Below are 25,339 nucleotides of genomic sequence, written 5' to 3' on the forward strand. Positions count from 1 at the left end.
CGGCGGTTTACGGCGGGTCACGGCACCGGCTGCGGTTCCGGAATCGGCGGACCGTCGCAGCTGCCGGTGGCCGGTTCCCCGGTCTCGAAGAACCGAGTCACCTCGCTCGCGCAGGCGAGCGTGGCCACCGACGCGTGCACGTCGTTCTGCACGGTCAGCACCGAACCCCCGATGCGCCGCTGCATTTCCGAGGTTCCTTGGTAGGGCGTCACGGATTCGTAGCGGTGCGCGATGAGCTGGAGTTGGCTGCGGCCCGGCCGGTAGCCGACGTTCTTCCCGGGTGCCGGCCACTGCACACAGCTGCCGGCGTAGATCGGCTCGGACGCGGCGGACACCGGATAACGCTGCCGCAGCACGCTGAAGTCCTGCCACATCGCTTCCAGGTCACGGGTTCCGGTCGAGTCGGCGCAGTTGATCGCATGCTGCACGAACCGGTTGAGCACGTACGGACGCTCTTCGTCCCAGCCGAAGCCGGCCGGCTGCGTGCCGTGCGGGTCGGGCGGCGGGTTCTTGCCCGCCCGCACGGCGGCGAGCGCCGAAGCCGCGTAGCCCCACTGCGGTGACAGGCTCCCGGCCTGGTTGCTCACCCACGTTCCGTTCAGCGTGGCCGGCTGCCCGCCCTCCTCGATCGGGCGCGGGTGCGCTTCGAGTTCGTCGCGGAGGGCCAGCACGGTGGCGAACACCTGGTCCGCGGTCGTGCCCAGGTGCAGTACGTCGTCGCGTTCGGCCATCCAGCCGGCGAACCGGTGCACGTTCTCGTCGTGCGCCTTCGTCTCCGCCGCTTCGAACCGGTCGAGGTCCAGCTCCGCGGGCAGCGCCGAATCGAGCGCCATCCGGCCGACGTGGTCGTCGAAGAGGCTCCGGTAGGCCGCTCCCAGCGCGGTACCCCAGGAAACGCCGAAGTAGTCGATCTTCTCCTCCCCCAGCGCCTGCCGGATCGCGTCGACGTCGCGCGCGACGGTGACCGCGCCGAGACTGCGCGCGAACTCCGGATCCTTCTCCACGCAGCTGCCGAAGGTCTCCGCCTTCCAGCGGATACCGGTCAGCGCCTGGTCCTTTTCGGACTGTCCGGGCCGCGGCTGCGGTCCACCGCTGGCCTGGCAGCCGATCTGGGCGCTGTAGCCGGTACCCCGCGGATCGAAGCCGATCAGGTCGTAGTGCTCGGCCAACGCGGCCAGCCGGCTGGTGCGGATCTGCTCGGGCATCGCCATCCCGGTGCCGCCCGGCCCACCCGGGTTCAGCACCAGCACCCCGCGCCGGTGCGCCGGATCGGACGCCGGGATCCGGTCCACGGCGATCTCCATCGTCCGCCCGTCCGGGCGGGCGTAGTCGACCGGCACGGTCACCGTGGTGCATTCGGCGCTCGTGCCCGCGTTCTTCGACCACGACGGCGCGAGCTGCGTGCACGGCGTCCACGTCGGCGGCGTGGGCGCCGCCTCGGCCGGCGCGGTGAGCCCGAGGACCGCGACCGCCGCACCGGCTGTCGTCACCACTTTTCGCAGGGACATTCCCCACCCTCCTCGACCGGACCCCCGCCACCGCGGCGGTGACGGGAATCAGCTTGCGCGCCACCGGTTTCGCCGACGATCCGGCAGCCATCGGGCGCGTCGTACCCGACCGGACAGTCGCGGAGGGGACGTCGCCGGGTTCTCGTCCGGACAAGATGTGACCACGATCACTGCGGCGGTGTGGAGTGGAGCGGCATGAAGCGGGGCGTCCGGCACGGCTGTGCCGATGAATGCCGATGAATGCCGATGAATACCGAGGAGTGGCGATGAATCGCGAGAGGTGGCGATGAGCGGCGAGGGATGGCGTGAGGCGGCGAGGGATGCCGGTGAGCACCGACCAGCAGCGGCCGGATACCGGGCCATTGCCAGTCAGGCAACCCTTACCTAATATCCGCGCATGCCCCCTGCGTGGAGATCCCCCGAGGCCGAGCCTGTCCGGCTGCGCCCCGCCGAGCCAGTCCGGCACCGTCCCGCCGGCCCGGTCCGGCAGCGGGCCAGTGACCCGGTCCCACAGCACTCCACCGACCCGGCCCGGCAGCGGGCCGGTAACCCGGTCCCACAGCACCCCACCGACCCGGCTCGGGAACACTCCGCCACCGGTTGGGTCCTGCCCTCTCCCGCTGCCGGCTCGGCAGGGCGAGCGGGGAAGGTGGCCGGGTTCGCCGTTCGTCCGGAGCTGCCGCCCCGCGCGGGCAGGGTCGGGCGGCGGGGCTTCCTGCGTGCGGCGACCGCGTTGTCCGCCACCGCCGCCCTCGCCGCCTGCAGCCGCCACTCCGGCGACTCCGGCGGCTCCGAGGGCACAGCCGGTCCGGGATTTCCCGTCGACGTCCGTGGGGCGCAGGGCACCGCGACCGTCCCGCACCGTCCCGAGCGGGTGGTTTCGGTAGGCCAGTACCGCGACACGGACGCGGCCGTCGCGCTCGGCGTGACGCCGCTGCTGACGCCGGACCTGAGCACCTTCCTGCCGGGCGGGCTCTCGCCGTGGCTCAAGGCCCGCGCCGGAAACCGGCTGCCCGGACTGTTTTCCGGCGCGGAACTCCCGTTCGAGCGCATCGCCGCCGCCCGTCCGGACCTCATCCTCGGCACCGATCGCCCGGGCCTGGCCCGCGACTACGCCACGCTGAGCGCGCTCGCGCCCACGATCTCGCCCGCGGCCGGCTACAACAAGGACACCTGGCAGGTCACCACCCGCCGGATCGGGGCCGCGCTCGGGCACGGCGCGGACGCCGAACGGCTCGTCACCGAGGTGCAGAACCGGATCGCCGAAGCGAAACGGGCCAACCCCGGGTTCGCCGGACGCACGTTCACCATCGGCCCGGTGGTCGCCGACGGCACGGTCACCACGATCAGCAGCGCGCAGGACGCGTCCGCGCTGTTCCTCGCGCAGCTGGGGCTCGTGCTGTCGCCGAAGGTGACCTCACTGCCGCAGACCTCGATCCCCGGCCGTTCGCAGATCAGCCCGGAACGGCTGGACCTGCTCGACGCCGACGTGCTCGTGCTGACCTACGCCACGCAGGGCAGCCGTGAACGGCTGGAGGCGGAGCCGTTGTTCCAGCGGATCCCGGCGGTGCAGCGCGGCGCGTACGTCCCGCTCGACATGGCGACGGCGATCGCCCTCGCGTTCCCGACCGCGCTGAGCGTGCCCTACGGACTGCAGGAGTGCGTGCCGAAGATCGCCGCCGCGCTCGCCCGCTGACCCCGGGCTACTGCAGCAGCGCCACACACTCCACGTGATGCGTCATCGGGAACGCATCGAACGCACGCAGATCGGTCAGCGCGTAACCGTGCCCGGCGAAGTACCCGAGATCCCGCGCCAGCGCCGCGGGATCGCAGGCCACGTAGACGATCCGGTCCGGCTCGCCGGCGGCGATCGCGTCGGCGACCGCGCGGCCGGCACCCTTGCGCGGCGGGTCGAGCACGACCACGTCCACCGGCTTCGGCGCGTCGGCGAGTGCGTGCTCCACCCGTCCGGCATGCCACCGCACCTGCGGCAGATCGGCGAGGTTGCGCTCGCCGTCGGACACCGCGCGCCGGCCCGATTCCACCGCGTACACGCTGCCTTCCGGGCCGACCTGCTCGGCCAGCACCGAGGCGAACAGGCCGACCCCGGCGTACAGGTCCCAGGCAACCCCGCCACGCGGGGCCGCAGCCCATTCCGCGACCAGCTGCGCGAACGTGTCCGCGGCGAGCGGGTGCCCCTGCCAGAAACCGTGCGCGTCGAGCCGCCATTCACGGTCCGCGGCGTGCTGCACGGCCAGGCCACCGGAAAGCTGCTTGCCGCGGGTACGGCCGTGCACCGTGGCCTGCTCGCGCAGGTGCACCTGGCCTTCGCCGTCACTGGTGACCTCCAGCTCGGTACCCGGCTTCCACCGCTTCGACAGCGGCTGCTCCAGCGCGCCGGGCACGGTGATCGGGCAGTCGTCCAGCGGGATCACGCGGTGGCTGTGATGCGCGCGCAGTCCGGCGCGGCCGTCGCGGCCGGCCACCAGCCGCACGCGGGTGCGCCAGCCGAGCGGGTCGCCGTCCAGCGGCTCCACGACCACCTCCCGCTCGATCCCGGCCAGCCGCTGCAGCTGCTCGGCCACCACGTCCGCCTTCAGCGCGCGCTGGTACGCCGGATCGGCGTGCTGCCAGTCGCAACCGCCGCAGCCGCCCGGCGCGGCCAGCGGGCACGGCGGCGTGACCCGGTGCCCGGAGGCGGCCAGGATTTCGACCGCGTCGGCACGGCAGAACGCACCGCCCTTGTCCTCGGTCACCTCGGCGCGCACGCGTTCGCCGGGCAGGCCGTGCCGGACGAACACCACGCGACCGTCCACTCGGGACACACAGTGCCCGCCGTGCGCCACCGGGCCGATCTCCAGTTCGAGGGTGCGGCCCAGCCAGTTCTCGGTCATTCGGCGGTTTCCTTGGTCGATTCGGCGGATTTCGGGCCGGGAGCGGGCGGGCGGGGACCGGTGAACCCGACCCCACGCCGCACGTCACCGGCCGCGGGACGGGTGCGGGCCCGCCGCGCACGGGCGAGGGCACGCTGCGAGGACTCCAGCTGCCACGGCACGCTGGTCACCATCACCCCGGGCTGAAACAGCAGCCTTCCCTTGAGCCGCAAGGCACTCTGGTTGTGCAGCACCTGTTCCCACCAGCGTCCGACCACGTATTCCGGGATGAACACGGTGACCACGTTGCGCGGGTTGTCGCCCCGCACCCGCTTCACGTAGTCCAGCACCGGTTTCGTGATCTCCCGGTACGGCGATTCGACGACCTTGAGCGGCACGCGGAACTTGTGCGCCTCCCATTGCTGGGTCAGCCTGCGGGTGTCCGCGTCGTCCACGTTCACCGTGACCGCCTCGAGCACGTCCGGGCGCATCGCCTTGGCGTAGGCCAGCGCCCGCAGCGTCGGACGGTGCAGTTTGGACACCAGCACGATGGCGTGGTTGCGCGAGGGCAGCACGGTCGGCGTCTCGTCGAGCTCCTTGAGCTCCTCGGCCACCCGGTCGTAGTGCTTGCGGATCGCGGTCATCAGCACGAAGATCGCCACCATCGCCGCGATCGCGATCCACGCGCCGAGCAGGAACTTGGTGATCAGCACGATCACCAGCACGGTGCCGGTCATGGTCAGCCCGATCGCGTTCACCGTCTGCGAGCGCCGCATCCGCCGTCGCGCAGACCCATCGGTTTCCTTGCGCAGCAACCGGTTCCAGTGCCGGACCATGCCGGCCTGGCTGATCGTGAAGGACACGAACACGCCCACGATGTAGAGCTGGATCAGCCGGGTGACCTCTGCGTCGAACGCGATGATCAGCACCAGCGCGAAGATCGCCAGGAACAGGATGCCGTTGGAGAAGGCCAGCCGGTCGCCGCGGGTGTGCAGCTGCCGCGGCAGGTACCGGTCCTGGGCGAGGATCGAGCCGAGCACCGGGAACCCGTTGAACGCGGTGTTCGCGGCCAGCAGCAGGATGATGCCGGTGGAGAAGGAGATGTAGTAGAACGCCGGCGGGAAGTCGGCGAACACCGCGTGCGCGATCTGCGCCACGATCGTCTTCTGCTGATACCCCGGCGGCGCGCCTTGCAGCTGCTCGGCCGGTTTGTCCGCGAAGTTCACCTTGGTGATCACCGCGAGGGTGATGATGCCCACCAGCATGGTGACTGCGAGCACGCCCATCATCAGCAGGGTGGTCGCCGCGTTCTTCGACTTCGGCTTGCGGAAGGCCGGGACGCCGTTGCTGATCGCCTCGACCCCGGTCAGCGCCGCCGCGCCGGAGGAGAACGACCGCAGGATCAGGAAGACGAACGCGATCCCGGTCCAGCTGCCCTCGGAGTGCAGCTGAAAGTCCGCGCTTTCGGCCCGCATCTCGGTACCGGTGGCGGCCTCGACCAGACCCCAGCCGACCATCACCAGGATGCCGAGGATGAAGCCGTAGGTGGGAATCGCGAACGCTTTGCCCGATTCGCGCACCCCGCGCAGGTTCAGCGCGCTCAGCACGGCGACGATGACGATCGCGGTGATCACCTTGTGCTCGGCCACCCACGGAATGGCAGAGCCGATGTTGGCCACCCCGGACGAGGTGGACACCGCCACGGTCAGCACGTAGTCCACGAGCAGCGCACTGGCCACGGTGAGGCCGAATCTGCCGCCGAGGTTGGTGCCGGCGACCTCGTAGTCGCCGCCGCCGCTCGGGTACGCGTGCACGTTCTGCCGGTAGGAGGCGACGACCGTCAGCATCACCAGGGCGACAGCGACCCCGATCCACGGCGCGAACGCGTACGCGGACAGGCCGGCGAAGCTCAGGGTCAGGAAGATCTCCTCCGGCGCGTAGGCCACGCTGGACAGCGCGTCGGAGGCGAAGATCGGCAGCGCGATGCGCTTCGGCAACAGGGTGTGGGCCAGCCGGTCGCTGCGGAACGGACGCCCGAGGACCAGCCGCTTCAGCACGGTCGGGAACTTCGACACCTGCACGAATCTACAGCCGGGCACGGCTGCAGCGCCGAGTGCGGTGGAGGGGAGGACGGTGGAGCTGACCGGGGCGGGGCAAGGTAGGTTCGGCGCTGGTGTCAGAGGGTACCCGGCAACGGGCCATCCATACCTCGCGAGGAGGCTGTACGTGCACGTGGTGATCATGGGATGCGGCCGCGTGGGCGCGTCCCTGGCCGCGGCGCTGGAGCGGCTCGGCCACGAGGTGGCCGTCATCGACAAGAGCCAGCAGGCGTTCCGCAGGCTGGGCAGCGACTTCCACGGCCAGCAGGTGGTCGGCGTCGGCTTCGACCGCCAGGTGCTCGTGGAGGCCGGCATCGAACGGGCGGGCGCCTTCGCCGCGGTGTCCAGCGGGGACAACTCCAACATCATCTCCGCCAGGGTCGCCCGTGAGAACTTCGGCATCGAGCAGGTGGTCGCGCGGATCTACGACCACAAGCGGGCCGCGGTGTACGAGCGCCTCGGCATCCCGACCGTGGCCACCGTGCCGTGGACCACCGACCGGTTCCTGCGCACCCTGCTGCCCGACGGCGTGGCCTCGGCGTGGCGGGACCCCTCCGGCAACGTCGCGCTGCTGCAGCTGCCGCTGCACGAGGGCTGGGTCGGGCACAGCGTCAACGCGCTGCAGCAGGCCATCGGCGCACGGGTGGCGTTCATCATGCGGTTCGGCACCGGTGTGCTGCCCGACGGCAAGAGCGTGGTGCAGGCCGACGACGTCGTCTGGGTGGCGGCGCGTTCGGGCACGGTCGGTGACGTGACGAGCGTGGCCGCTCGCGCCCCGGAGGAGGAAGACTGATGCGGGTCGCGATCGCGGGCGCGGGCGCCGTCGGGCAGTCCATCGCCACCGAGCTCATCGACGGCAACCACCAGGTGATGCTGATCGAGCGGGAGGTCGACCACTTCGAGCCGGAGTCCGTCCCGCAGGCGGACTGGGTGCTGGGCGACGCGTGCGAGGTGTCCATCCTCGAGGAGTCCGGCATCGAACGCTGCGACGTGGTGATCGCCGCGACCGGCGACGACAAGGCCAACCTCGTGGTGTCGCTGCTGGCGAAGACGGAGTTCGCGGTGCGCCGTGTGGTGGCGCGGGTGAACAGCCCCGGCAACGAATGGCTGTTCACCGACGCCTGGGGCGTGGACGTGGCCGTGTCGACCCCGCGGATGCTCGCCGCGATGGTCGAGGAGGCGGTGAGCGTCGGCGATCTGGTGCGGCTCATGACGTTCCGGCAGAGCCAGGCGAGCCTGGTGGAGATCACCCTGCCCGAGGAGACGCCGCTGGCGGGCCGCCCGGTGAGCGATCTGTCGCTGCCACGCGACGCCGCACTGGTGACGATCCTGCGCGGCGACCGGGTCATCGTGCCGCAGCCGGAGGACCCGCTGGAGGCCGGCGACGAGCTGCTGTTCGTGGCCACCTCGGACGTGGAGCCCGAGATCCGGTCCGCACTGGGCTACTGAAGTCCCCTCGGCGCTGCTGAGTCCCCTCGCGGCTGCCGGCCGGAAGTCCGTGAAGGCCTCCTTCAGGGACCTGGAGTCCGTCGAGGAGGCCTTCACGGACCCTGCTGAAGTGAGGTCAGGGTGAAGCGCGGTCAGGCGTCGGGGGCCGGGGTGGGGGCTTCCGCGTACTTGCGGCGCAGCCGTGCCTCGACCTCGGCGTCGGTTTCCGGCTTCGGTTCCGCTTCGGCGACCGCCTTCAGTCGCTTGTCCGAACGGCGGACCGCCCACACGACCACGAGCAGGCCCAGCGCGTACAGCGGGTAGCCCATCGCGATTTTGGCGAAGGCGAGCCAGCCGGTGTAGTCGCTGTCGTACAGCCAGCGCTGCACCACGAACCGGGCGGCGAAGACGAGCGCGAGCGCGAGCGTGGCGATGTCGTACCCGCGCAGCGACGGCTTGTCCTTGCGCCAGGCGTTGCCGGTGCCGTTCAGCGCGTTCCACACCACGCCGGCCAGCGGCCAGCGCACCACGATGGACAGCACGAAGACCCCGCAGTACACCAGGCTCGACCAGATGCCGAAGAGGAAGAACCCCTTCGCCGAACCGGTGCGGAACGCGATGAAGGCCGCGATCGCCACCCCGAAGAACCCGGAGATGGCCGGCTGCAGCGGCTCCTTGCGCACGATCCGCAGCACGGTGATCGCCACCGCGCTGCCGAGCGAGCCCCAGATCGCCACGGTCAGCCCGAAGAACGCGTTCAGGAGCACGAACACGATCACCGGCAGGGACGAGTAGAACAGGCCGGACAGCCCGCCCATCTGCTCCAGCAGCGTCGGCTGCCGCTGCGGCTCTTCGCTTTCGCCGGGCTCGTCGGATCCGGGCGCGTCCCGGTCGTCGCGGGGGGCGGGTTCAGTCACGAGTGTCGATCACCCTACGGGGCTCTGGAGTTCGTAGTACGGGTTGTAGAGCACCTTGTGCCCATCCCGTTCGGCCATCCGGCCGCGGACCTTGACGGTGCGCCCGGGCTCGATGCCGGGGATCCGGCGCCTGCCCAGCCAGATTAGCGTCACGCCCTGCGTCCCGTCGAACAGCTCCGCCTGCAGCGTCGCCGCGCCGTCGGTCGGGCACAGCTCCACACTGCGCAACCTGCCGAGCACCGTGACCTCTTCGCCGGAGCGGCAGTCACAGGCCCGCTGCGCACCTTCGGCCCCGGACCTTTCGGACATCTCGTCGGCGTCGAGCTCCTCGACGTCGCTGGTCAGCTTGCGAACCAGCCGGCTGAAGTAGCCGCCGTCCTTGGCGGACATGGTGTGCTCCTGTGCTCCGGGGCCCCGGCTTCGGCGGCCCGTGCGTCTCCAGCGTAGCTGCGGTCCCAGCAAGGGAAACCGGTTTGCGGCAAGATCGCAACGTGACGTCCGCAATCGACGTCCCGGCCGCCGTGCTGCTGCCGGGGACCGGCTCCGACGAGGTGTTCGTGCGGTCGGTCTTCGCCGGTCCGCTGGCCGCGCTCGGGGTGCCACTGCACACCCCGGCCCCGGTCCCCGGCGAAGGGCTCGCCGAGGGCTTCCTGGACGCACTGGACCGGCTTTCCGCGCGGTACGGCGCGGTGCTGGCCGGCGGGATCTCCTTCGGCGCGCACCTCGCCGCGGAGTGGGCGGTGGCGCATCCGGGCCGTTGCGCCGGCCTGCTCGCCGCTCTCCCGGCCTGGTACGGCGAACCCGGCCCAGCACCCGCCGCGCTCTCCGCGACGTTCACCGCGGATCTGGTGGCCGCGCACGGCGTGTCCGCCGCGCTGGCGCAAGCGGAAGCGGGCAGCCCGCCGTGGCTCGCCGCGGAGCTGGGCCGGGCCTGGCCGCGCCACGGCGACGGACTGGAGGCCGGACTCCGCGTGGCGGCGGGCCGGGCGGCGCCCACCCTCGCAGCTTTACGGGGCCTGAACGTGCCGGCCGGGATCGGCGCGTGCACCGACGACCCGGTCCACCCGGCCGCCGTCGCCCGCACGTGGGCGGAGGCGCTGCCCCACGCCGCGTGCGCGGAGACCACCCTGACCGCACTCGGCGCGGACCGCGAGTCCCTGGGCCGCGCGACGGTGCTGGCCTACCTGCGAGCACGCTGAACGACGCCGTGCCCGTGAAGCCGCGAGGGGCTTTCACGGACTCCGGTGCGAGCCGGCTGGTCCGGCTGCTCAGTTCTGCTGTTCGGCGATGTGCTGGGCGACCGCCTCCGGCAGGGTGATCGGCAGCGGACTGCGCACCGGCATCGGCGAGCTACCGCGGTCGACCACAGTGCGCCGCACGATGGCTCGCAGCACTTCCGGGGCCTGCGCGGCGGACGACTGCGGTCCGGCGATCACGCCGCGCAGCATCCACCGCGGGCCGTCGACGCCGACGAACCGGAGCCCGACGTCCCCGACGATGGCCGAGAGCTCCATGCCCCACTCACCGCGGCCGACGTTGACCTTCGCTCCGTCCGCGCGCAGCTGGTCGGCGAGCTCCGTGCTCACCTCGCGCCACAGCCCGCCCGAGCCCGGCGCGGCGTAGGCGCTCACGGTGACCTGGCCGTGCTCGGTCACGATGTGCACCGCGCGCACGCCGCCCGCGTCCGGGTCCATCTCGACCTGCACCTGCGAACCGTCCGGCACCGGCACCTTCACCGAGCCGAGGTCGATCCGCGGGATCCCGTCGTCCTCGGCCTCGGCCGCGTCGAACGGCCCGTCGGAGGTCTCCGACAGCTGGTCCTCGGGTTCGATCGCGTCGCCGGCGGCATCAGCGTCGGCGGCGGCGCCGGTGCCCTCCGGCTCGGCCTCCGGGTCCCGGCCCTTGCCGCCGGATCCGCGCCTGCGTCCGAAAATCCCCACTAGTGCTCCGTTCCTTCCCCGCTGTCGCCGCCGCTGCCGGGCGTCTGTCCCCCCAGTGTGGCGTGCCCGCCGGTCGAGCCGTAGCCGCCCGCGCCGCGTTCGCTGCCGCCGAGCTCGGCGACCTCGACGAACTCCGCCTGTTCCACGCGCTGCACCACGAGCTGCGCGATCCGATCGCCGCGCGAGAGGGCGAGCTTCTCCCGCGGATCGTGGTTGATCAAGCACACCCGGATCTCACCGCGGTACCCCGAATCGATCGTGCCGGGCGTGTTCACCACCGACAGCCCGGCACGGGCGGCGAGGCCGGAGCGCGGATGCACGAACCCGGCGTACCCGGGCGGCAGCGCGATCGCGATCCCGGTGCCGACCACCCCGCGCTCCCCGGGCCCGAGCACGATATCCGAGGTGGTGACGAGGTCGGCCCCGGCGTCGCCGGGCCGCGCGTAGCCGGGCGGCGGGACATCCGGGTCGAGCCGCTGGAGGAGTACCTGAACGCTGGACACGGGCGGCGAGACTACCCTGGTCGCGTGGCTGATCGCGTGAACACCGCCGTGCCCGGCGCCGTCCGGCATTCCGAACGGCTGTACGTGCCGTGGTGGGGATGGCTCCTGCCGATGCTCGGGGCGGTCCTGCTGGGCATCGAGATCCACCTCGGGTACCCGTCGGTGCCGGTGTGGATCCCGCTTCCGGTGGCGGTGCTGGTGATGGCGGCGCTGCTGCTGTCGCTGGGCCGTTCCCGGGTCCGCGTGAGCGGCGGCGCGGAACCGGAGCTGTGGGTGGGTGACGCCCACCTGCCCCTGCGCTTCGCCGGCGAGCCCGAGGTGCTGACCGGGGACGCCAAACGCCACGCACTGGGCCGCGACGGCGACCCGGCCGCCTTCGTCCTGCACCGCGGCTGGGTGGGCCCGGCGGTCCGCATCCGCCTGACCGACCCCGCCGACCCGACCCCGTACTGGCTCTTCAGCACCCGCAAACCCGAACGAGTGGCGAAGCTGCTCCGCGGCGAGGCCTGAACCGGCTTCCCTTCCGCCGGCCGGCCGGACCACGCGTCCGCGAGGCCTCCGGACGCGGAAGAGGGCCGGCCCGGGTGGGCCGGCCCTCTTTACCCAGCTCGTGCGGCGTGCGCCCCCGCTGCCGCGACTGTGGTTCCCCTGATCCCGTTCCCCGGCGGTGGCCGTGGATCCCCTCGAGCCGCCCCGTCCGGGGGCGCTCAGGCGCAGTCGCGGCAGATCAGCCGGCCGCCGGATTCCTCGGCGAGCCTGCTGCGGTGGTGCACCAGGAAGCACACGGAGCAGGTGAACTCGTCGGCCTGCTTCGGCACGACCTTCACCGTCATGTCCTCGCCCGAGAGCCCGGACAGGTCCGCGCCGGGCAGTTCGAAGTTCTCCGCGTTCGCGTCCTCGTCGACGTCGACGACGCCGGACTGGTTCTCGTTGCGCCGCGCCTTCAGCTCCTCCAACGAGTCTTCGGCCAGCTCGTCGGCTTCGCTGCGGCGCGGAGCGTCGTAGTCGGTAGCCATGGTGTCCCTCACCCCTGCGAATCAGCTTGTCGTCTACCCCGGCCCCGGGCGGACCCGGATCCGGTCGTGCCGCTGGTCAACGTTCCAGCGCCCCGGTTTGTGCCCGGCGCGCGCAGTGACCGAGGTCTCAGCAGGCGAGGCCCGCTTTCCGCGGCCGGAGCCCGGGAAGGGTAGCTCACCGTCCGGCGCGGTCCACACCGAGTCGGGCAATGCCCCCCACACGTCACCCGGCAGGGGGAATGCGCAGGTGAGACGCACATCATCCGTTCGGGTTGCCCCGGCGTCGCCGAGGTCACCCGGCCGACCGGCAGGCTTGCTCCCGGGAAACCCCGCGTGGTGCGATCGCCCCGATCGGGGACGCGGGTTCCGGTGCGGGGCCGGGACGAACGTGCCCCGCGCCACCGTGGGCGGGGTGTAACGCTTAGGCTCACGCACTACGACGGTTCCGGTGAGTACACCGTCGGCTACAGCGGGGCCACGGGGACCTCCGCGTTGGGGAAGGGACGGGGCAGTGGCGTCGGGGAACGGCTCGGGGGCGCCCGGGAACGGCTCGGGCAACCGGGCTGCGCGGCCCTATCGCAAGCACCGGCCACTGCCCGCGCTGATCGTCATCGGAGTGCTCGCCCTCGGCGCGGTCTTCGTCTGGGTGAACGCGGTGGTCGGCCGCGGGGACATCGACGACGCGGTGCGCTGCACACCCGCCCCCGCACCACCGGCCGGGACGACCTACACCACGGTCCCGCACAACGGCCTCGACGACCGCGCCCCCGTTCCGCCGGACAAGGTCGCGCTGAAGGTGCTCAACGCCAGCACCACCCGCGGCCAGGGCGGCATCGCCACCACCGCACTGCGCGAACTGGGCTTTTCGGGCACCGCCGAGCCGGGCAACGACCCGGCCTACCCCGACGGCGACGCCGGCTGCCGCGGCCAGATCCGCTACGGCGAGAACGGCGCGGCCGCCGCCCGCACGGTGAGCCTGGTGGTGCCGTGCGCCGAGCTGGTCCTCGACAACCGCAAGGACGCGAGCGTCGACCTCGTCACCGGCAAGCTGTTCACCGACATCCAGCCCCGCGCCGAGGCCCGCACCGTGCTCAAGCAGCTGACCGACTGGTCCCACGCCCACCCGTCCGGAGGCGGCGGCAGTGAGCAGTCCGCCGACGCGAGCGCCCCGGTCGTGGACCAGACCCTGCTCGCCGCCGCCCGCGACGTCACCTGCTGACCACCCGCGCCACGCACCACGGCGGCCTGCCCGGGACCAGAGTCCGTGAGGCCCCTTCACGGAATCAGATTCCCTCAAGAGGGCGTTCACGGGCTTCCCGGGCAGGACGGAACAACGGTCACCGGGTCAGACGGCGGCGGCGCCTCCGGCAGCCAGCCGTGCGCGTAGCTGCGCGGCGATCGGCGGCGTCGCGGCGAACGTCGCGTCCTCGCCGAGATCCGGGGCCGAGCCCGGAAGCTGCACCGTCGCGCCGGCTTCTTCGGCCACCAGTGCGCCCGCAGCCCAGTCCCAGCGGTTGAGGCCGTGCTCGAAGTACGCGTCGAGCCAGCCCGCGCCGACCGCGCACAGGTCCAGCGACGCCGCGCCCCGGCGGCGGATGTCCCGCACCTCACCGAGCAGCCCGGCCACGAGCTGTCCCTGCCGGATCCGGCGCTCGCGCAGGTACGCGAATCCGGTGCCGACGAGCGCGAGGTCCAGCCGACCCGGGGCGGAGACCGACAGTCGCCGGCCGTCGAGCCAGGCGCCCTCGCCGCGCGCGGCCGTCCAGCGGCGGCCGCTGACCGGTTCGACCACCGCTCCGGCCACCGACACCCCGTCCACCTGCGCGGCGATCGATACCGCGAAGCCGGGCAGGCCGTACAGGAAGTTCACCGTGCCGTCGATCGGGTCGACCACCCACGTGACGCCACCGCGCGCCTCCCCCGCACCGTCCTCGCCGGCACCGCCCGCTCCGGTACCGACCCCGGTACCGCCTTCCTCGCCGAGCACCGGCTCGCCGGGACGCAGCCGCGCCAGCCGCTCCCGCACCAGCTCCTCGGACTCGCGGTCGGCGGCGGTGACCACGTCGGTGTCCGCGGACTTCGTGTCCACCCGCAGGTCCCCGCCGGCGCGCAGGGCTTCCCACGCGGACCGGACCAGTACCGCGGCGTCGGCCGCGACCTGCTCGGCGACACTCTTCAGCAACAACTCGTCAGCTCCCACGTCCGCCATGTCACCACATCCGGTTAAAGTCTCCGCAGCAGACTTCTGAATCGTGCGAGAAGGGACCACGTCAGTGACGGCGACCCGAGGTTTCGGAATCGACATCGGCGGCAGCGGGATCAAGGGCGCGCTGGTCGATTTGGAACGGGGGGAGCTGATCGGCGACCGGCACCGGATCGACACGCCGCAGCCCTCCACCCCCGACGCGGTCGCGGACGTGGTCGCCGAGATCGTCCGCACCGCCGGCTGGGACGGACCGGTCGGCGTCACCCTTCCCGCGGTGGTGAAGAAGGGCGTGGCGCACACCGCCGCCAACATCGACCACAAGTGGATCGGCACGGACGCCGACGGGCTCTTCGCCGACCGGCTCGGCCTCGGCTCCGGTGACGTCGCGATGCTCAACGACGCGGACGCGGCGGGCATGGCCGAGATCCGCTTCGGCGATCCGGCCGCGCGCACCGGCGTGACCGCGCTGCTGACCTTCGGCACCGGTATCGGCAGCGCCGTCTTCCACGACGGCAAGCTCGTGCCGAACACCGAATTCGGCCACCTCGAAGTCGACGGCCACGACGCGGAGAAGCGCGCCGCGGCTTCGGTGAAGGACAACGAGGGCCTGTCGTACCCGCAGTGGGCCAAGCGGGTGCACCGCTACCTGTCGGTGCTGGAGAACCTGATCTGGCCGGACCTGTTCATCGTCGGCGGCGGGGTCAGCAAGAAGTCCGAGAAATGGGTCCCGCTGCTCGACATCCGGACGCCGGTGCTCGTCGCGTCGCTGCAGAACAACGCGGGCATCGTCGGTGCCGCGGCGGCGGCCGCGGAGGGCATCGAGCACTGATCCGGGGGCCCGCCGCGGGGCGCGGGACCGGCCCCGCCGGCGGGCCGGAGGGTGATCGCTTCGCGACGCACCGGGCCGACGTCGTTACAATGGAACACGGCCCACGGCTGCGGGAGGGAAAACCGCAGGCCGAGGCGTGTTCCCCCGAATGTGAGGCAGCCGAGGTGTGACATCTCGGTTCGTCATGATCGACCGCTGTGAAAGGGCGTAAGTGGCAGCCGCAAGAACCGCAACCCGAAGCGGGACGAAGACAGCGACCGCAGCCGGCGAGCCGGCCGACGAGGCAGCCACCGGCGAGGCGAAGACCGAGCCGCGCACGACCGCCACCAAGTCGGCAGGCGCGAAGAAGACCGCGGCCAAGAAGACGCCGGCCAAGAAGGCCGCCACCAAGCCGAAGGGCGAGGACGGCGAGCCGGACGGCCCCGGCGACGTCGACGAGGCCGAGCTGGAGAGCCCGGATCTGTCCGATCTCGAAGAGGTCGAGGTCGACGTGGTCGACGAGACGGTCAACGCCGAGGCCGACGACGACGCGGACGACGAGGAGGACGAGGCTACCGACGGCACGCCCGCGGCGCGCCGCCGCGGTGCCACCTCGGACAAGGGCAAGTCCTCCTCGGACAACCCCGACTTCGTCTGGGACGAGGAGGAGTCCGAGGCGCTGCGCCAGGCGCGCAAGGACGCCGAGCTCACCGCGTCCGCCGACTCGGTCCGCGCCTACCTCAAGCAGATCGGCAAGGTCGCGCTGCTCAACGCCGAGGAGGAGGTGGAGCTCGCCAAGCGGATCGAGGCCGGGCTCTACGCCGCCGAGCGCGTGCGGGGCGCGGAGGAGGAGGGCGAGAAGCTCGTCACCCAGATGCGCCGCGACCTCAAGTGGATCGTGCGGGACGGGGAGCGGGCCAAGAACCACCTGCTGGAGGCGAACCTGCGGCTCGTGGTGTCGCTGGCCAAGCGCTACACCGGCCGCGGCATGGCGTTCCTGGACCTGATCCAGGAGGGCAACCTGGGCCTGATCCGCGCGGTGGAGAAGTTCGACTACACCAAGGGCTACAAGTTCTCCACCTACGCCACCTGGTGGATCCGCCAGGCGATCACCCGGGCGATGGCCGACCAGGCCCGCACCATCCGCATCCCGGTGCACATGGTGGAGGTCATCAACAAGCTCGGCCGCATACAGCGTGAACTCCTGCAGGACCTCGGCCGCGAGCCGACGCCCGAGGAGCTCGCCAAGGAAATGGACATCTCGCCGGAGAAGGTCCTGGAGATCCAGCAGTACGCGCGCGAGCCGATCTCGCTGGACCAGACCATCGGCGACGAGGGCGATTCGCAGCTCGGTGACTTCATCGAGGACAGCGAAGCCGTGGTGGCGGTGGACGCGGTGTCGTTCACGCTGCTGCAGGACCAGCTCCAGTCGGTGCTGCAGACGCTGTCCGAGCGCGAGGCGGGCGTGGTCCGGCTGCGCTTCGGCCTGACCGACGGCCAGCCCCGCACCCTCGACGAGATCGGCCAGGTCTACGGCGTCACGCGCGAGCGGATCCGGCAGATCGAGTCGAAGACGATGTCGAAGCTGCGCCACCCGTCGCGGTCTCAGGTCCTGCGCGACTACCTGGACTGAGTCACCGGCGCGAAACATTCGCGAAACCCCGCTGCCGCATTCGCGGCAGCGGGGTTTCGCCGTTTCCGGGGTGAACCGATCCGATGCGGATACCTCTGTCGAGTGCACCGGGCAGGTGCCCGTGCGGACAATAAGCGCGGGGCGGCGGGGCAATTCGCCGGCCACGCCGGCCTTGCGACCCCCGGGCAGGCCGTTCCGCCTGTTCCGGGGGCGAGCAGCGGAACACCCGGAACCGTTCCGGAACCCTGATCGCCGGTGCTCGACTGGACACCGACCGCGACGCGGTAGCGGGCACAACAGCCAAAAGTCGGTGATTGCCACGCCGACTGCGGAAATCGTGACTGTTTGGTTGCCTGAAAACGAAGATCGCAGGAGCCACGGGGTTTAAGCTGCGCCGAACAACGAGCGTCGGCATTCGGAAGGCAGCACCGGCACGTGTTTTCGACGACAACTCAATCGCGCCCGAGTCCGGTCGCGCGGAGTGGATCCTCCGGCCCCGGTGAATCGAGGAACCCGTGATCGGATTCCTGCTTCGCCGCCTGGTCAACTACGTGGCCCTGTGCCTCGTGGCGACCTTCGCGGCGTTTTCCCTGGCATCACTGGCGTTCAGTCCGCTGGACGCGCTCAAGCTCCGCAATCCGCCCGCCCCGCAGTCGACGATCGACGCGAAGGCCGCGGAGCTGTACCTGGACCAGCCGATCCCGCAGCGGTTCTTCACCTGGCTGGGCGGGGTGTTCCAAGGCAACTTCGGCCGGACGGTCGCCGATCAGCCGATCACCGACGAGCTGTTCCGCCGGGCGGGGGTCAGCCTGCGGCTGTTCGTGCTGGGCATCACGATCGGCATCATCATCGGGGTGCTGGTCGGCGTGGTGAGCGCGATCCGGCAGTACAAGATCAGCGACTACCTGGCCACGACGTTCTCGTTCGTGGTGCTGTCCACGCCGGTGTTCGTGATCGCGACGATCCTGAAGGCCGGCGCCCAGTCGGTGAACGACAACCTGCTCGGCGGGTACCAGTTCTTCATCGTGCAGGGGGAAAGCGGCACCGTCGACGGCGGGTTCGGGGACGTGGTGCTGGATCGGCTGCAGCACATCATCGTGCCGACCCTGGCGATCGTGCTGACCCAGGTCGCCTACTACAGCCGCTACCAGCGTTCGGCGATGCTGGACGTGCTGGGTTCGGACTTCCTGCGCACTGCGCAGGCGAAGGGGCTGACCCGGCGGCGGGCGTTGTTCAAGCACGGCCTGCGGACCGCGCTGATTCCGATGGCGACGTTGTTCGCGTTCGGTTTCGGGCTCTTGATCACCGGCGGCATCTTCACCGAGCGGATCTTCGGCTGGTACGGCATGGGCGACTGGCTGGTGACCGGGATCCAGAAGCAGGACACCAACATCGTCGCCACCGTGACCCTGTTCATCGCGATCTGCGTACTGCTGGCCGGCTGGCTGGCGGACGTGCTGTACGCCGCGCTCGACCCGAGGGTGAGGATCTGATGGCCACTCCCCTGAACGAGGCCGACCTCGCGGATTCGGCCGTCACCGCCGCCGACGCGGACAACGAGAAGACCAGTACCTCCTCCGGCCGCGGCAAACTGGTCGCGCGGCGGTTCTTCCGCAACCGGCTGGCCGTGCTCGGCCTCGTGGTGATCCTGCTGTTCTACCTGGTGGCTTTCACCTACACCTGGTATTCGCCGTGGACCTACGACGATCTGGACTCCGCCGCCACGCTGATGCCGCCGGACGGCACGCACTGGTTCGGCACGAACCAGATCGGCGGCGACATGTTCGCCCAGACCATGCGCGGGCTGCAGAAGTCGCTCACGATCGGCTTGCTGGCGGCGTTGTTCTCCACCGTGGTCGCCTCGATCGTCGGTGCCGCCGCCGGCTACTTCGGCGGCTGGACCGACCGGATCGCCATGTGGATCGTGGACCTGCTGCTGATCCTGCCGCCGTTCCTGATCATCTCGATCCTGTCGCCGGCCTTCCGCGGCAAGACCTGGCTGGTCCTCGTCGGGCTGATCGCATTGTTCCAGTGGATGATCACCGCGCGGATCGTGCGCGGGATGACGCTGACCCTGCGCGAACGCGAGTTCGTGAAGGCGGCGAAGTTCATGGGCCAGTCGCCGTGGCTGATCATCGTCAAGCACATCGTGCCGAACATGGCCTCGCTGTTGATCATCGACGCGACGATCAACGTCGGGGTCGCGATCATCACCGAAACCTCGTTGTCCTTCTTCGGTTTCGGGGTGCAGGCGCCGGACGTGTCGCTGGGCACGCTGATCTCCGCCGGCTCCAGTTCGGTGCGCACGTTCCCGTGGCTGTTCTACATTCCGGCCGGTTTCCTCGTGCTGACCGTGCTCGCGGTGAACTTCGCCGGCGACGGCCTGCGCGACGCGCTCGACCCGGCGTCGAGCCGGTCGCGGCGCAAGGAACGCAAACGCATTCTGGAGAAGACCAAGTCGCCGTCGACGGAAACCGTGGGAGCAGAAGCATGAGCACCGCCGACGTAGTTATTCCCGGGGAGGCGGCATGAGCACAGCACTCGAGCTGAGCGCGGAGACCGGGAAACCCACCGGCACCGTTCTGGAAGTGTCGGACCTCGACGTGTCGTTCCCGTCGGAGTCCGGCCGGGTGCACGCGGTGCGCGGGCTGAGTTATCAGGTCGCGGCCGGCGAAGTCCTCGGCATCGTCGGCGAATCGGGTTCCGGCAAGTCGGTGTCCTCGCTGGCGGTGATGGGCCTGCTGCCCCCGCAGGCGCGGGTGTCCGGGTCGATCCGGTTCCAGGACAGCGAGTTGATCGGCAAGTCCGACACGGACCTGTCGAAGATCCGCGGCAAGAAGATCGCCATGGTCTTCCAGGATCCGCTGTCCGCGCTGACCCCGGTGTACACCGTGGGCGCGCAGATCGCCGAGGCGCTGCTGGTGCACGCCAAGGGCTCGATGAGCAAGCAGGAGGCGAACTCCCGCGCCGTCGAGCTGCTCGATCTGGTCGGGATCCCGAACGCCGCGCAGCGGGCGAAGGCGTTCCCGCACGAGTTCTCCGGCGGGATGCGCCAGCGCGCGGTGATCGCCATCGCGATCGCCAACGATCCGGACCTGATCATCGCCGACGAGCCGACCACCGCGCTGGACGTGACGGTGCAGGCGCAGGTGCTGGAGGTGCTCAAGACCGCGCAGGAGGTCACCGGCGCCGGCATCGTGATCATCACGCACGATCTGGGTGTGGTGGCCGGGTTCGCCGACCGGCTGATGGTGATGTACGCCGGGCGCGCGGTGGAGCAGGGTCCGGTGGAGACGATCTACGCGCAGCCGCGGATGCCTTACACCCTGGGCCTGCTGGGGTCGATTCCGCGTGTGGACGCGCAGGAGAAGCAGCCGCTGGTGCCGATCGAGGGGCAGCCGCCGTCGCTGGTGGACCTGCCCTCGGGCTGCCCGTTCTCGCCGCGCTGCCCGCTGGCGATCGACGCCTGCCGCGAGGCCGAGCCGGAGCTGTTCACGATCACCGTGGGCAATCCCGACGCGGCCGTGGACACCACACATCGCGCAGCCTGTATCCGCACCGAAGAACTCGCGCGGCCCGACGCCGGCGCTGCCGAGGTCTACGGCGCCGAGGTGGTCCAGGAAGCGGCCGCCACGTCCGTCCCGCGGGCGCAGCGCACCACCGTGCTCGACGTGCAGGGTCTGCAGAAGCACTACGAGGTCACCAAGGGCGCGGTGCTCAAGCGCAAGGTCGGCGCGGTCAAGGCGGTCGACGGGATCAGCTTCGACATCGTCGAGGGCGAAACCCTGGGCCTGGTCGGGGAATCCGGCTGCGGCAAGTCGACCACGCTGATGGAGATCCTGGAGCTGGCCGCACCGTCGGCCGGTTCGGTGGCGGTGCTGGGCAAGGATGTCGCGAAGCTGGCCGGCAAGGACCGCAAGGCGATCCGGCGGGACCTGCAGGTGGTGTTCCAGGACCCGATGGCCGCGCTGGACCCGCGGCTGCCGATCGGCGACGTGATCGCCGAGCCGATGGTGGTGCACGGCTACGGCAAGGAGCGCATCGCCCAGCGGGTGCCGGAGCTGCTGGGGCTGGTCGGGCTGCGGGCCGAGCACGCCGAGCGGTATCCGGCGGAGTTCTCCGGCGGCCAGCGCCAGCGCATCGGCATTGCCCGCGCGCTCGCCCTGGAACCGAAGCTGATCGTGCTGGACGAGCCGGTGTCCGCGCTGGACGTGTCGATCCAGGCGGGCGTGATCAACCTGCTGGACGAGCTGAAGAGCAAACTCGGCCTGTCCTACCTGTTCGTCGCGCACGATCTGTCCGTGGTGCGCCACATCGCCGACCGGGTGGCGGTGATGTACCTGGGCAAGATCGTGGAGATCGGCGACGTGCGCACGGTGTTCGAGGCGCCGCAGCACCCCTACACCCAGGCGTTGCTTTCGGCGATCCCGGTCCCGGACCCGGCCAGGGAACGCGAGCGCAGCCGGATCATCCTCACCGGCGACCTGCCCAGCCCGGCGAACCCGCCCTCGGGCTGCCGGTTCCGCACCCGCTGTTTCGTGTTCAGTCAACTGTCCGAAAAGGACAAACAACAGTGCATCGACGTCGAGCCGCCGCGCGAGTCCCGCGCGGCCGACCACGACGTCGCCTGCCACTACGCCAAGACCCGCGAAGTCGTGTAGCCACACATCCGTTGGCACACAAGGAAAGAAAGGTACGCACCATGCGACGGAGAATGGCCGCACTCGTGGCTCCCGTTGCCGCTGCGACGCTCCTGCTCACCGCGTGCGGTGGGGGCAGCAGCGGCGACAGCGGACTGCAGGACGCCGGCACCCAGGGCGTCAAGGTCGCCGACATCAACGAGCAGCCGCTGGACAAGCTCAAGGACGGCGGCAACCTCCAGTGGCCGGTCGACCAGCTGCCGGACAACTGGAACTACAACCAGGTCGACGGCACGGTGGCCGACGGCGCGTACATGGACGGCGCGATCATGCCGTACATCTTCACGCAGAACGCCGACGCCTCGGTCGCGATGAACAAGGACTACCTGACCTCGGCCGAGATCGTCAGCCAGGACCCGCAGGTGATCGAGTACAAGATCAACCCGAAGGCCAAATGGAGCAACGGGCGGGCGATCACCTGGGAGGACTTCGCCGCGCAGGCCAAGGTGCTCAACGGCAAGGACCCGGACTACCTGGTCTCGGGCAGCACCGGGTACGAGGACATCGCGAAGGTCGAAAAGGGCACCGACGACCGGGACGTGAAGGTCACCTTCGGCACGAAGTTCGCCGAGTGGAAGTCGCTGTTCGCGCCGCTGTACCCGAAGGAACTGAACTCCGACGCGGCCACGTTCAACAAGGCGTGGGCGGCGAAGCCGGAGATCACCGCGGGCCCGTTCAAGATCAAGAGCGTCGACCAGACCGCGAAGCAGGTCGTCGTCGAACGTGACCCGGCCTGGTGGGGCGCGAAGCCGAAGCTGGACACCGTCACCTACAAGGTGGTCGACCGCACGGCGCTGCCGGACGCGTTCGCGAACGGCCAGATCGACTTCTACAACCTGAACAACGACATCAACCTGTTCAAGCGGGCGCAGGCCGACTCGAACGCGGTGGTCCGCCAGTCCAACAACCCGGACTACAGCCACCTGACGTTCAACGGGTCCAAATCGTCCATCCTCGCCGACAAGGACCTGCGGCTGGCGATCATGAAGGGCATCGACACGGTCACCATCTCCAAGTCGATCCTCGGCCAGATGCAGAAGGACACCACGCCGCTGGGCAACCACCTGTACCTCAAGGGCTCCAAGACCTACGAGGACAACTCCGGCCCGTACAAGTTCGACGCGAACGCGGCCAAGGCCGCGCTGGACAAGCTGGGCTGGAAGCAGTCCGGCGAGATCCGCGCCAAGGACGGCAAGCAGCTGAAGATCCGCCTGGTGATTCCGTCCGATACCCCGATCAGCCAGCAGACCAGCCAGATCCTGCTGTCCCAGCTCAAGGCGATCGGTGTGGGTCTGGACATCCAGTCGGTGCCGAGCACGGAGTTCTTCAAGAACTACGTCAACGTGGGCAACTTCGACGTGACGCTGTTCCGCTGGCTGTCCAACTCGTTCCCGATCGGCGGCAGCAAGGGCATCTACTACCTGGACCCGAACAACATCAACCAGAACTACGGGCACATCGGCAGCGACAAGCTCAACCAGCTGCTCGACACCGCCGCGCAGGAGCTGGACGACACGAAGCGGGCCGCGGACATCAACGCCGCGGACAAGGAGATCTGGGCGCTGGGCCACCAGCTGCCGATCTACCAGTCGCCGGGCGCCTTCGCGGTGCGCAAGACCCTGGGCAACTTCGGTTCCCCGGGTTACGCGAACACCCCGTACGACTACGTCAAGATGGGGTTCCTGAAGTAACCGTTCGCAGCTGAACGGAGGAGCGGCGCGGGCCGGGCCCGCGCCGCTCCTTCCTTTTCAGACACCTAAGGTGGTCTTCCGTGCGAGATTTCCTGCGGCTGCGGCCGGTACGCCACATCCTCGTCACGAGCGGGATCGTGCTGCTGGCGTGCGCCGCGGTGTTCGCACTGCAGCTGGTCGAGTTCGGCCAGGCGCGTGCCGCGCTGCAGGGGTTCGGACCGCAGACCACGGCCACCGTGACCGGCTACAGCGACGGCTCGGCCACCGTGCGGTTCGCGGTCCCGGGAAGGGCGGACGTCACCGCCACCGTCGAACTCGACAGCTCTCCCCCGGCGGACGGCGCCCGGGTGCCGGTGCGCTACGACCCGGCGAATCCGGCGCGTGCGGTGATTCCCGGGGCCACCCCGCTGGTGACCGCGGAACGGGCCTCCACGTACGCGACGGTCACCGTGGTCGCGGCGCTGGCCGTCTTGGTGGTGACCGGTTTCCTGCTGGTGACCCGGTTCCTCCGCCCGGCCCGGGCCACCGCACGGCCCGCGGTGCCGGTGCGCCGGGTCAAGGTGCAGCGCGGTCTGCTCACCCGTTCCTGGGTGGAGACCGACCACGCACCCCGGCGGTGGATCCCGGTGTACTTCTCCCCCAGCCTGATCGGCCTGCCCTCACCGGCGAAGGTCGAAGTGCTGGGCGACCTGCGCCAGGATCGGCACGTGGCACTCCGCGTGGACGGCGAGGTGCTGTATCCGGCCGGCGCCGCCCGCCCGAGTGAGCCGCGTGGCCGGCGGACCGACAACCCGGCCGAGCCGGACGCGGAACGCGCCGAGGCCGCGTCCCGGCCGGTGCCGCTGCGCCGTCAGTTCCGCGCGGATCTCCCGGCGCTGGCCGTCGCCCCGGTCGTCGGGGTGTTCTGGGCGCTGGTCGACGGCAGCGGACTCACCGGCTGGCTCGTGGTCACCGTGCTGGTCGCCGCGTTCGGGTTCTGGTGGGCGGCGCTGCGCGGATCCGACCCTTCCTGACGCCGGAAACCCACCGGCCCCGCCGGGTCAGGAGGACCCGCGGCGGCGTTTCGCCGCCTGTACCGCGAACAGCAACGCCACCCCCGCCACGAGCACCACCACGCTCGCCGCGAGGTGCAGGGACGGGGGCAGCAGACGCAGCTGCACGAACCAGCCCGGACCGGCGGACCCGGCCAGCCGGTTGATCAGCCCGCCACCGCCCTGGACCACGAGCAGCACGCCGATCAGCTCGAGCACCGCGCCCCCTCGCGGCCACCGCGCGCCGCACGGCCGCCGGTCAGCTCGAGCACCGCGCCACTTCCCGATCCGCACGCCGGACGGCGCCGGGCGGTCCCGCTCACCGCGCCGCTCCCTGGTCCGCGCCGGGCTTCGAGCGGCTCCCGAACAGCTCCTGCCAGACCGGCCCCACGACCAGCCAGACGCCGGTCACCACACCCAGCCGCGGCAGCCAGTCCCACAGCGGCTGGACCTGGCCGGGACGGTCGATCAGGAAGATCGCGACGAGCAGCAGCGCGGCGGCGATCGCGCAGGACAGCAGACATTTGCCCCAGTCACGCCACTCCTGCCGCAGCTTCGCGCGGCCCTGGAGCTTCGGCGCGGGTGCCGGGCCGCCGGCGAACCAGCGGGCGAACCGGACGTCGGCCCAACTCACCATGCTCGGACCGAACACCACGGAGAAGCCGAGGTACACCGCGGCGAGCCCGTGGGTCAGGTTCGGCGTGGCACCACGGGCGAGGTCGGCCACCGCGGCGATGAGCACCACGAGGTCGACCACCGGCACCGCGGCCAGCAGCACAGTGCTGAGCCGCCGCTTCTTCAGCGCGTAGCGCGCGACCAGCCCGCTCACGATGAAGATCCAGAAGGCCACTTCACCACCGGCGATGAGCAGGGTCGCGGGATTGTCCGCGAGGTACTTCCCGATGTCGTTCATGCTTCCACCCTCGCGTCCGCCGAGCGGGGGCGAATCGGCAAACGGCATGATCGCGGGTCATCAGTTAGGCGGA

24 protein-coding genes are annotated in these 25,339 nt (G+C 70.7%); 13 read left to right on the forward strand and 11 right to left on the reverse strand.

All coding sequences use genetic code 11. The features are described from left to right. Positions 1-17: 17 nt before the first annotated feature. Complete coding sequence (locus tag BJY18_RS11100) at positions 18-1,508, reverse strand: alpha/beta fold hydrolase (protein ID WP_184779899.1); 1,491 nt, start codon at positions 1,506-1,508, stop codon at positions 18-20. Between the two features lie 649 nt (positions 1,509-2,157). Between BJY18_RS11100 and BJY18_RS11105 the strand changes: the two genes are divergently transcribed. Beyond that, complete coding sequence (locus tag BJY18_RS11105; RefSeq protein ID WP_184779900.1) at positions 2,158-3,204, forward strand: ABC transporter substrate-binding protein; 1,047 nt, start codon at positions 2,158-2,160, stop codon at positions 3,202-3,204. Between the two features lie 7 nt (positions 3,205-3,211). Here BJY18_RS11105 and BJY18_RS11110 read toward each other — a convergent pair whose 3' ends face one another. After that, positions 3,212-4,402, reverse strand: a complete 1,191-nt coding sequence (locus BJY18_RS11110; RefSeq protein WP_184779901.1) for a class I SAM-dependent RNA methyltransferase — start codon at positions 4,400-4,402, stop codon at positions 3,212-3,214. Next, positions 4,399-6,456, reverse strand: a complete 2,058-nt coding sequence (locus tag BJY18_RS11115) for an APC family permease (protein ID WP_184779902.1) — start codon at positions 6,454-6,456, stop codon at positions 4,399-4,401. Before BJY18_RS11115 ends, BJY18_RS11110 begins: the two co-directional genes overlap by 4 nt. 151 nt (positions 6,457-6,607) lie before the next feature. Here BJY18_RS11115 and BJY18_RS11120 point away from each other — a divergent pair, with 151 nt between their 5' ends. Together BJY18_RS11120 and BJY18_RS11125 are read left to right on the forward strand one after the other, a co-directional pair. After that, a complete protein-coding gene (locus tag BJY18_RS11120; protein ID WP_184779903.1) occupies positions 6,608-7,273 on the forward strand; it encodes a potassium channel family protein in 666 nt (221 codons plus the stop codon). After that, positions 7,273-7,929: a potassium channel family protein gene (locus BJY18_RS11125; RefSeq protein ID WP_184779904.1), complete on the forward strand. Its 657-nt coding sequence runs from the start codon at positions 7,273-7,275 to the stop codon at positions 7,927-7,929. The genes BJY18_RS11120 and BJY18_RS11125 overlap by 1 nt, the downstream gene beginning before the upstream one ends. Positions 7,930-8,060: 131 nt before the next feature. On the opposite strand, the gene BJY18_RS11130 is transcribed toward BJY18_RS11125, so the two are convergent. Both BJY18_RS11130 and BJY18_RS11135 read right to left on the reverse strand, forming a co-directional pair. Beyond that, positions 8,061-8,825, reverse strand: a complete 765-nt coding sequence (locus tag BJY18_RS11130; protein WP_376774653.1) for a DUF3159 domain-containing protein — start codon at positions 8,823-8,825, stop codon at positions 8,061-8,063. 9 nt (positions 8,826-8,834) lie between these two features. Continuing rightward, entirely contained in the window at positions 8,835-9,215 is a 381-nt protein-coding gene (locus BJY18_RS11135; protein WP_184779905.1) for an OB-fold nucleic acid binding domain-containing protein, read from the reverse strand. 101 nt (positions 9,216-9,316) lie between these two features. Between BJY18_RS11135 and BJY18_RS11140 the strand changes: the two genes are divergently transcribed. Next, positions 9,317-10,024, forward strand: a complete 708-nt coding sequence (locus BJY18_RS11140; protein ID WP_312873814.1) for an alpha/beta fold hydrolase — start codon at positions 9,317-9,319, stop codon at positions 10,022-10,024. Positions 10,025-10,093: 69 nt separating this feature from the next. Here the strand turns inward: BJY18_RS11140 and BJY18_RS11145 are convergent, their stop codons facing one another. Then, positions 10,094-10,765 (reverse strand): DUF3710 domain-containing protein, encoded by a 672-nt coding sequence (locus tag BJY18_RS11145; RefSeq protein WP_184779906.1) that lies wholly within the window; start codon positions 10,763-10,765, stop codon positions 10,094-10,096. Beyond that, positions 10,765-11,268 carry a dUTP diphosphatase gene (dut, locus tag BJY18_RS11150; protein ID WP_184779907.1) on the reverse strand — a complete coding sequence of 168 codons (504 nt, stop codon included), beginning with the start codon at positions 11,266-11,268 and terminating at the stop codon, positions 10,765-10,767. The genes BJY18_RS11145 and dut overlap by 1 nt, the downstream gene beginning before the upstream one ends. 24 nt (positions 11,269-11,292) lie before the next feature. Here dut and BJY18_RS11155 point away from each other — a divergent pair, with 24 nt between their 5' ends. Then, positions 11,293-11,778, forward strand: coding sequence for a DUF3093 domain-containing protein (locus BJY18_RS11155; protein ID WP_312873815.1), 486 nt, complete (start codon positions 11,293-11,295; stop codon positions 11,776-11,778). 197 nt (positions 11,779-11,975) lie between these two features. Here the strand turns inward: BJY18_RS11155 and BJY18_RS11160 are convergent, their stop codons facing one another. After that, positions 11,976-12,284 carry a DUF4193 domain-containing protein gene (locus BJY18_RS11160; RefSeq protein ID WP_091617885.1) on the reverse strand — a complete coding sequence of 103 codons (309 nt, stop codon included), beginning with the start codon at positions 12,282-12,284 and terminating at the stop codon, positions 11,976-11,978. 511 nt (positions 12,285-12,795) lie between these two features. On the opposite strand from BJY18_RS11160, the gene cei reads away from it, so the two are divergent. Beyond that, positions 12,796-13,503, forward strand: a complete 708-nt coding sequence (cei, locus tag BJY18_RS11165; protein WP_184779908.1) for an envelope integrity protein Cei — start codon at positions 12,796-12,798, stop codon at positions 13,501-13,503. 126 nt (positions 13,504-13,629) lie between these two features. Here the strand turns inward: cei and BJY18_RS11170 are convergent, their stop codons facing one another. Continuing rightward, positions 13,630-14,493, reverse strand: a complete 864-nt coding sequence (locus BJY18_RS11170; protein ID WP_184779909.1) for an inositol monophosphatase family protein — start codon at positions 14,491-14,493, stop codon at positions 13,630-13,632. 64 nt (positions 14,494-14,557) lie between these two features. Here BJY18_RS11170 and ppgK point away from each other — a divergent pair, with 64 nt between their 5' ends. From ppgK to BJY18_RS11205, 7 genes are all read left to right on the forward strand, one after another. After that, positions 14,558-15,319: a polyphosphate--glucose phosphotransferase gene (ppgK, locus tag BJY18_RS11175; RefSeq protein WP_184779910.1), complete on the forward strand. Its 762-nt coding sequence runs from the start codon at positions 14,558-14,560 to the stop codon at positions 15,317-15,319. A gap of 211 nt (positions 15,320-15,530) precedes the next feature. Next, positions 15,531-16,931, forward strand: coding sequence for an RNA polymerase sigma factor (locus BJY18_RS11180; RefSeq protein WP_184779911.1), 1,401 nt, complete (start codon positions 15,531-15,533; stop codon positions 16,929-16,931). Between the two features lie 515 nt (positions 16,932-17,446). Then, a complete protein-coding gene (locus BJY18_RS11185) occupies positions 17,447-18,424 on the forward strand; it encodes an ABC transporter permease (protein ID WP_184779912.1) in 978 nt (325 codons plus the stop codon). Beyond that, positions 18,424-19,425: an ABC transporter permease gene (locus BJY18_RS11190; protein ID WP_184779913.1), complete on the forward strand. Its 1,002-nt coding sequence runs from the start codon at positions 18,424-18,426 to the stop codon at positions 19,423-19,425. The genes BJY18_RS11185 and BJY18_RS11190 overlap by 1 nt, the downstream gene beginning before the upstream one ends. A gap of 34 nt (positions 19,426-19,459) precedes the next feature. Further along, positions 19,460-21,592, forward strand: coding sequence for an ABC transporter ATP-binding protein (locus BJY18_RS11195; RefSeq protein WP_184779914.1), 2,133 nt, complete (start codon positions 19,460-19,462; stop codon positions 21,590-21,592). Between the two features lie 41 nt (positions 21,593-21,633). After that, positions 21,634-23,322 carry an ABC transporter family substrate-binding protein gene (locus BJY18_RS11200; protein ID WP_184779915.1) on the forward strand — a complete coding sequence of 563 codons (1,689 nt, stop codon included), beginning with the start codon at positions 21,634-21,636 and terminating at the stop codon, positions 23,320-23,322. 80 nt (positions 23,323-23,402) lie between these two features. After that, the gene (locus tag BJY18_RS11205) at positions 23,403-24,335 is read left to right on the forward strand and encodes a DUF3592 domain-containing protein (RefSeq protein WP_184779916.1); all 933 of its coding nucleotides are present in this window, start codon (positions 23,403-23,405) and stop codon (positions 24,333-24,335) included. 27 nt (positions 24,336-24,362) lie between these two features. Here the strand turns inward: BJY18_RS11205 and BJY18_RS11210 are convergent, their stop codons facing one another. Both BJY18_RS11210 and BJY18_RS11215 read right to left on the reverse strand, forming a co-directional pair. Then, positions 24,363-24,572, reverse strand: a complete 210-nt coding sequence (locus BJY18_RS11210) for a hypothetical protein (protein ID WP_184779917.1) — start codon at positions 24,570-24,572, stop codon at positions 24,363-24,365. Between the two features lie 100 nt (positions 24,573-24,672). Next, positions 24,673-25,266, reverse strand: coding sequence for a hypothetical protein (locus BJY18_RS11215; RefSeq protein ID WP_184779918.1), 594 nt, complete (start codon positions 25,264-25,266; stop codon positions 24,673-24,675). Positions 25,267-25,339 lie beyond the last annotated feature (73 nt).

Source organism: Amycolatopsis jiangsuensis, from assembly GCF_014204865.1.
Taxonomy (GTDB): domain Bacteria; phylum Actinomycetota; class Actinomycetes; order Mycobacteriales; family Pseudonocardiaceae; genus Amycolatopsis; species Amycolatopsis jiangsuensis.

Bases quoted from the DNA above. Each gene is read 5' to 3' on its own strand.
- BJY18_RS11125 (WP_184779904.1), top strand. From the start codon at position 7,273: ATGCGGGTCGCGATCGCGGGCGCGGGCGCCGTCGGGCAGTCCATCGCC.
- BJY18_RS11135 (WP_184779905.1), bottom strand. From the start codon at position 9,215: ATGTCCGCCAAGGACGGCGGCTACTTCAGCCGGCTGGTTCGCAAGCTG.
- BJY18_RS11100 (WP_184779899.1), bottom strand. From the start codon at position 1,508: ATGTCCCTGCGAAAAGTGGTGACGACAGCCGGTGCGGCGGTCGCGGTC.
- BJY18_RS11195 (WP_184779914.1), top strand. From the start codon at position 19,460: ATGAGCACAGCACTCGAGCTGAGCGCGGAGACCGGGAAACCCACCGGC.
- BJY18_RS11110 (WP_184779901.1), bottom strand. From the start codon at position 4,402: ATGACCGAGAACTGGCTGGGCCGCACCCTCGAACTGGAGATCGGCCCG.
- BJY18_RS11200 (WP_184779915.1), top strand. From the start codon at position 21,634: ATGCGACGGAGAATGGCCGCACTCGTGGCTCCCGTTGCCGCTGCGACG.
- BJY18_RS11170 (WP_184779909.1), bottom strand. From the start codon at position 14,493: ATGGCGGACGTGGGAGCTGACGAGTTGTTGCTGAAGAGTGTCGCCGAG.
- BJY18_RS11190 (WP_184779913.1), top strand. From the start codon at position 18,424: ATGGCCACTCCCCTGAACGAGGCCGACCTCGCGGATTCGGCCGTCACC.
- BJY18_RS11215 (WP_184779918.1), bottom strand. From the start codon at position 25,266: ATGAACGACATCGGGAAGTACCTCGCGGACAATCCCGCGACCCTGCTC.
- BJY18_RS11160 (WP_091617885.1), bottom strand. From the start codon at position 12,284: ATGGCTACCGACTACGACGCTCCGCGCCGCAGCGAAGCCGACGAGCTG.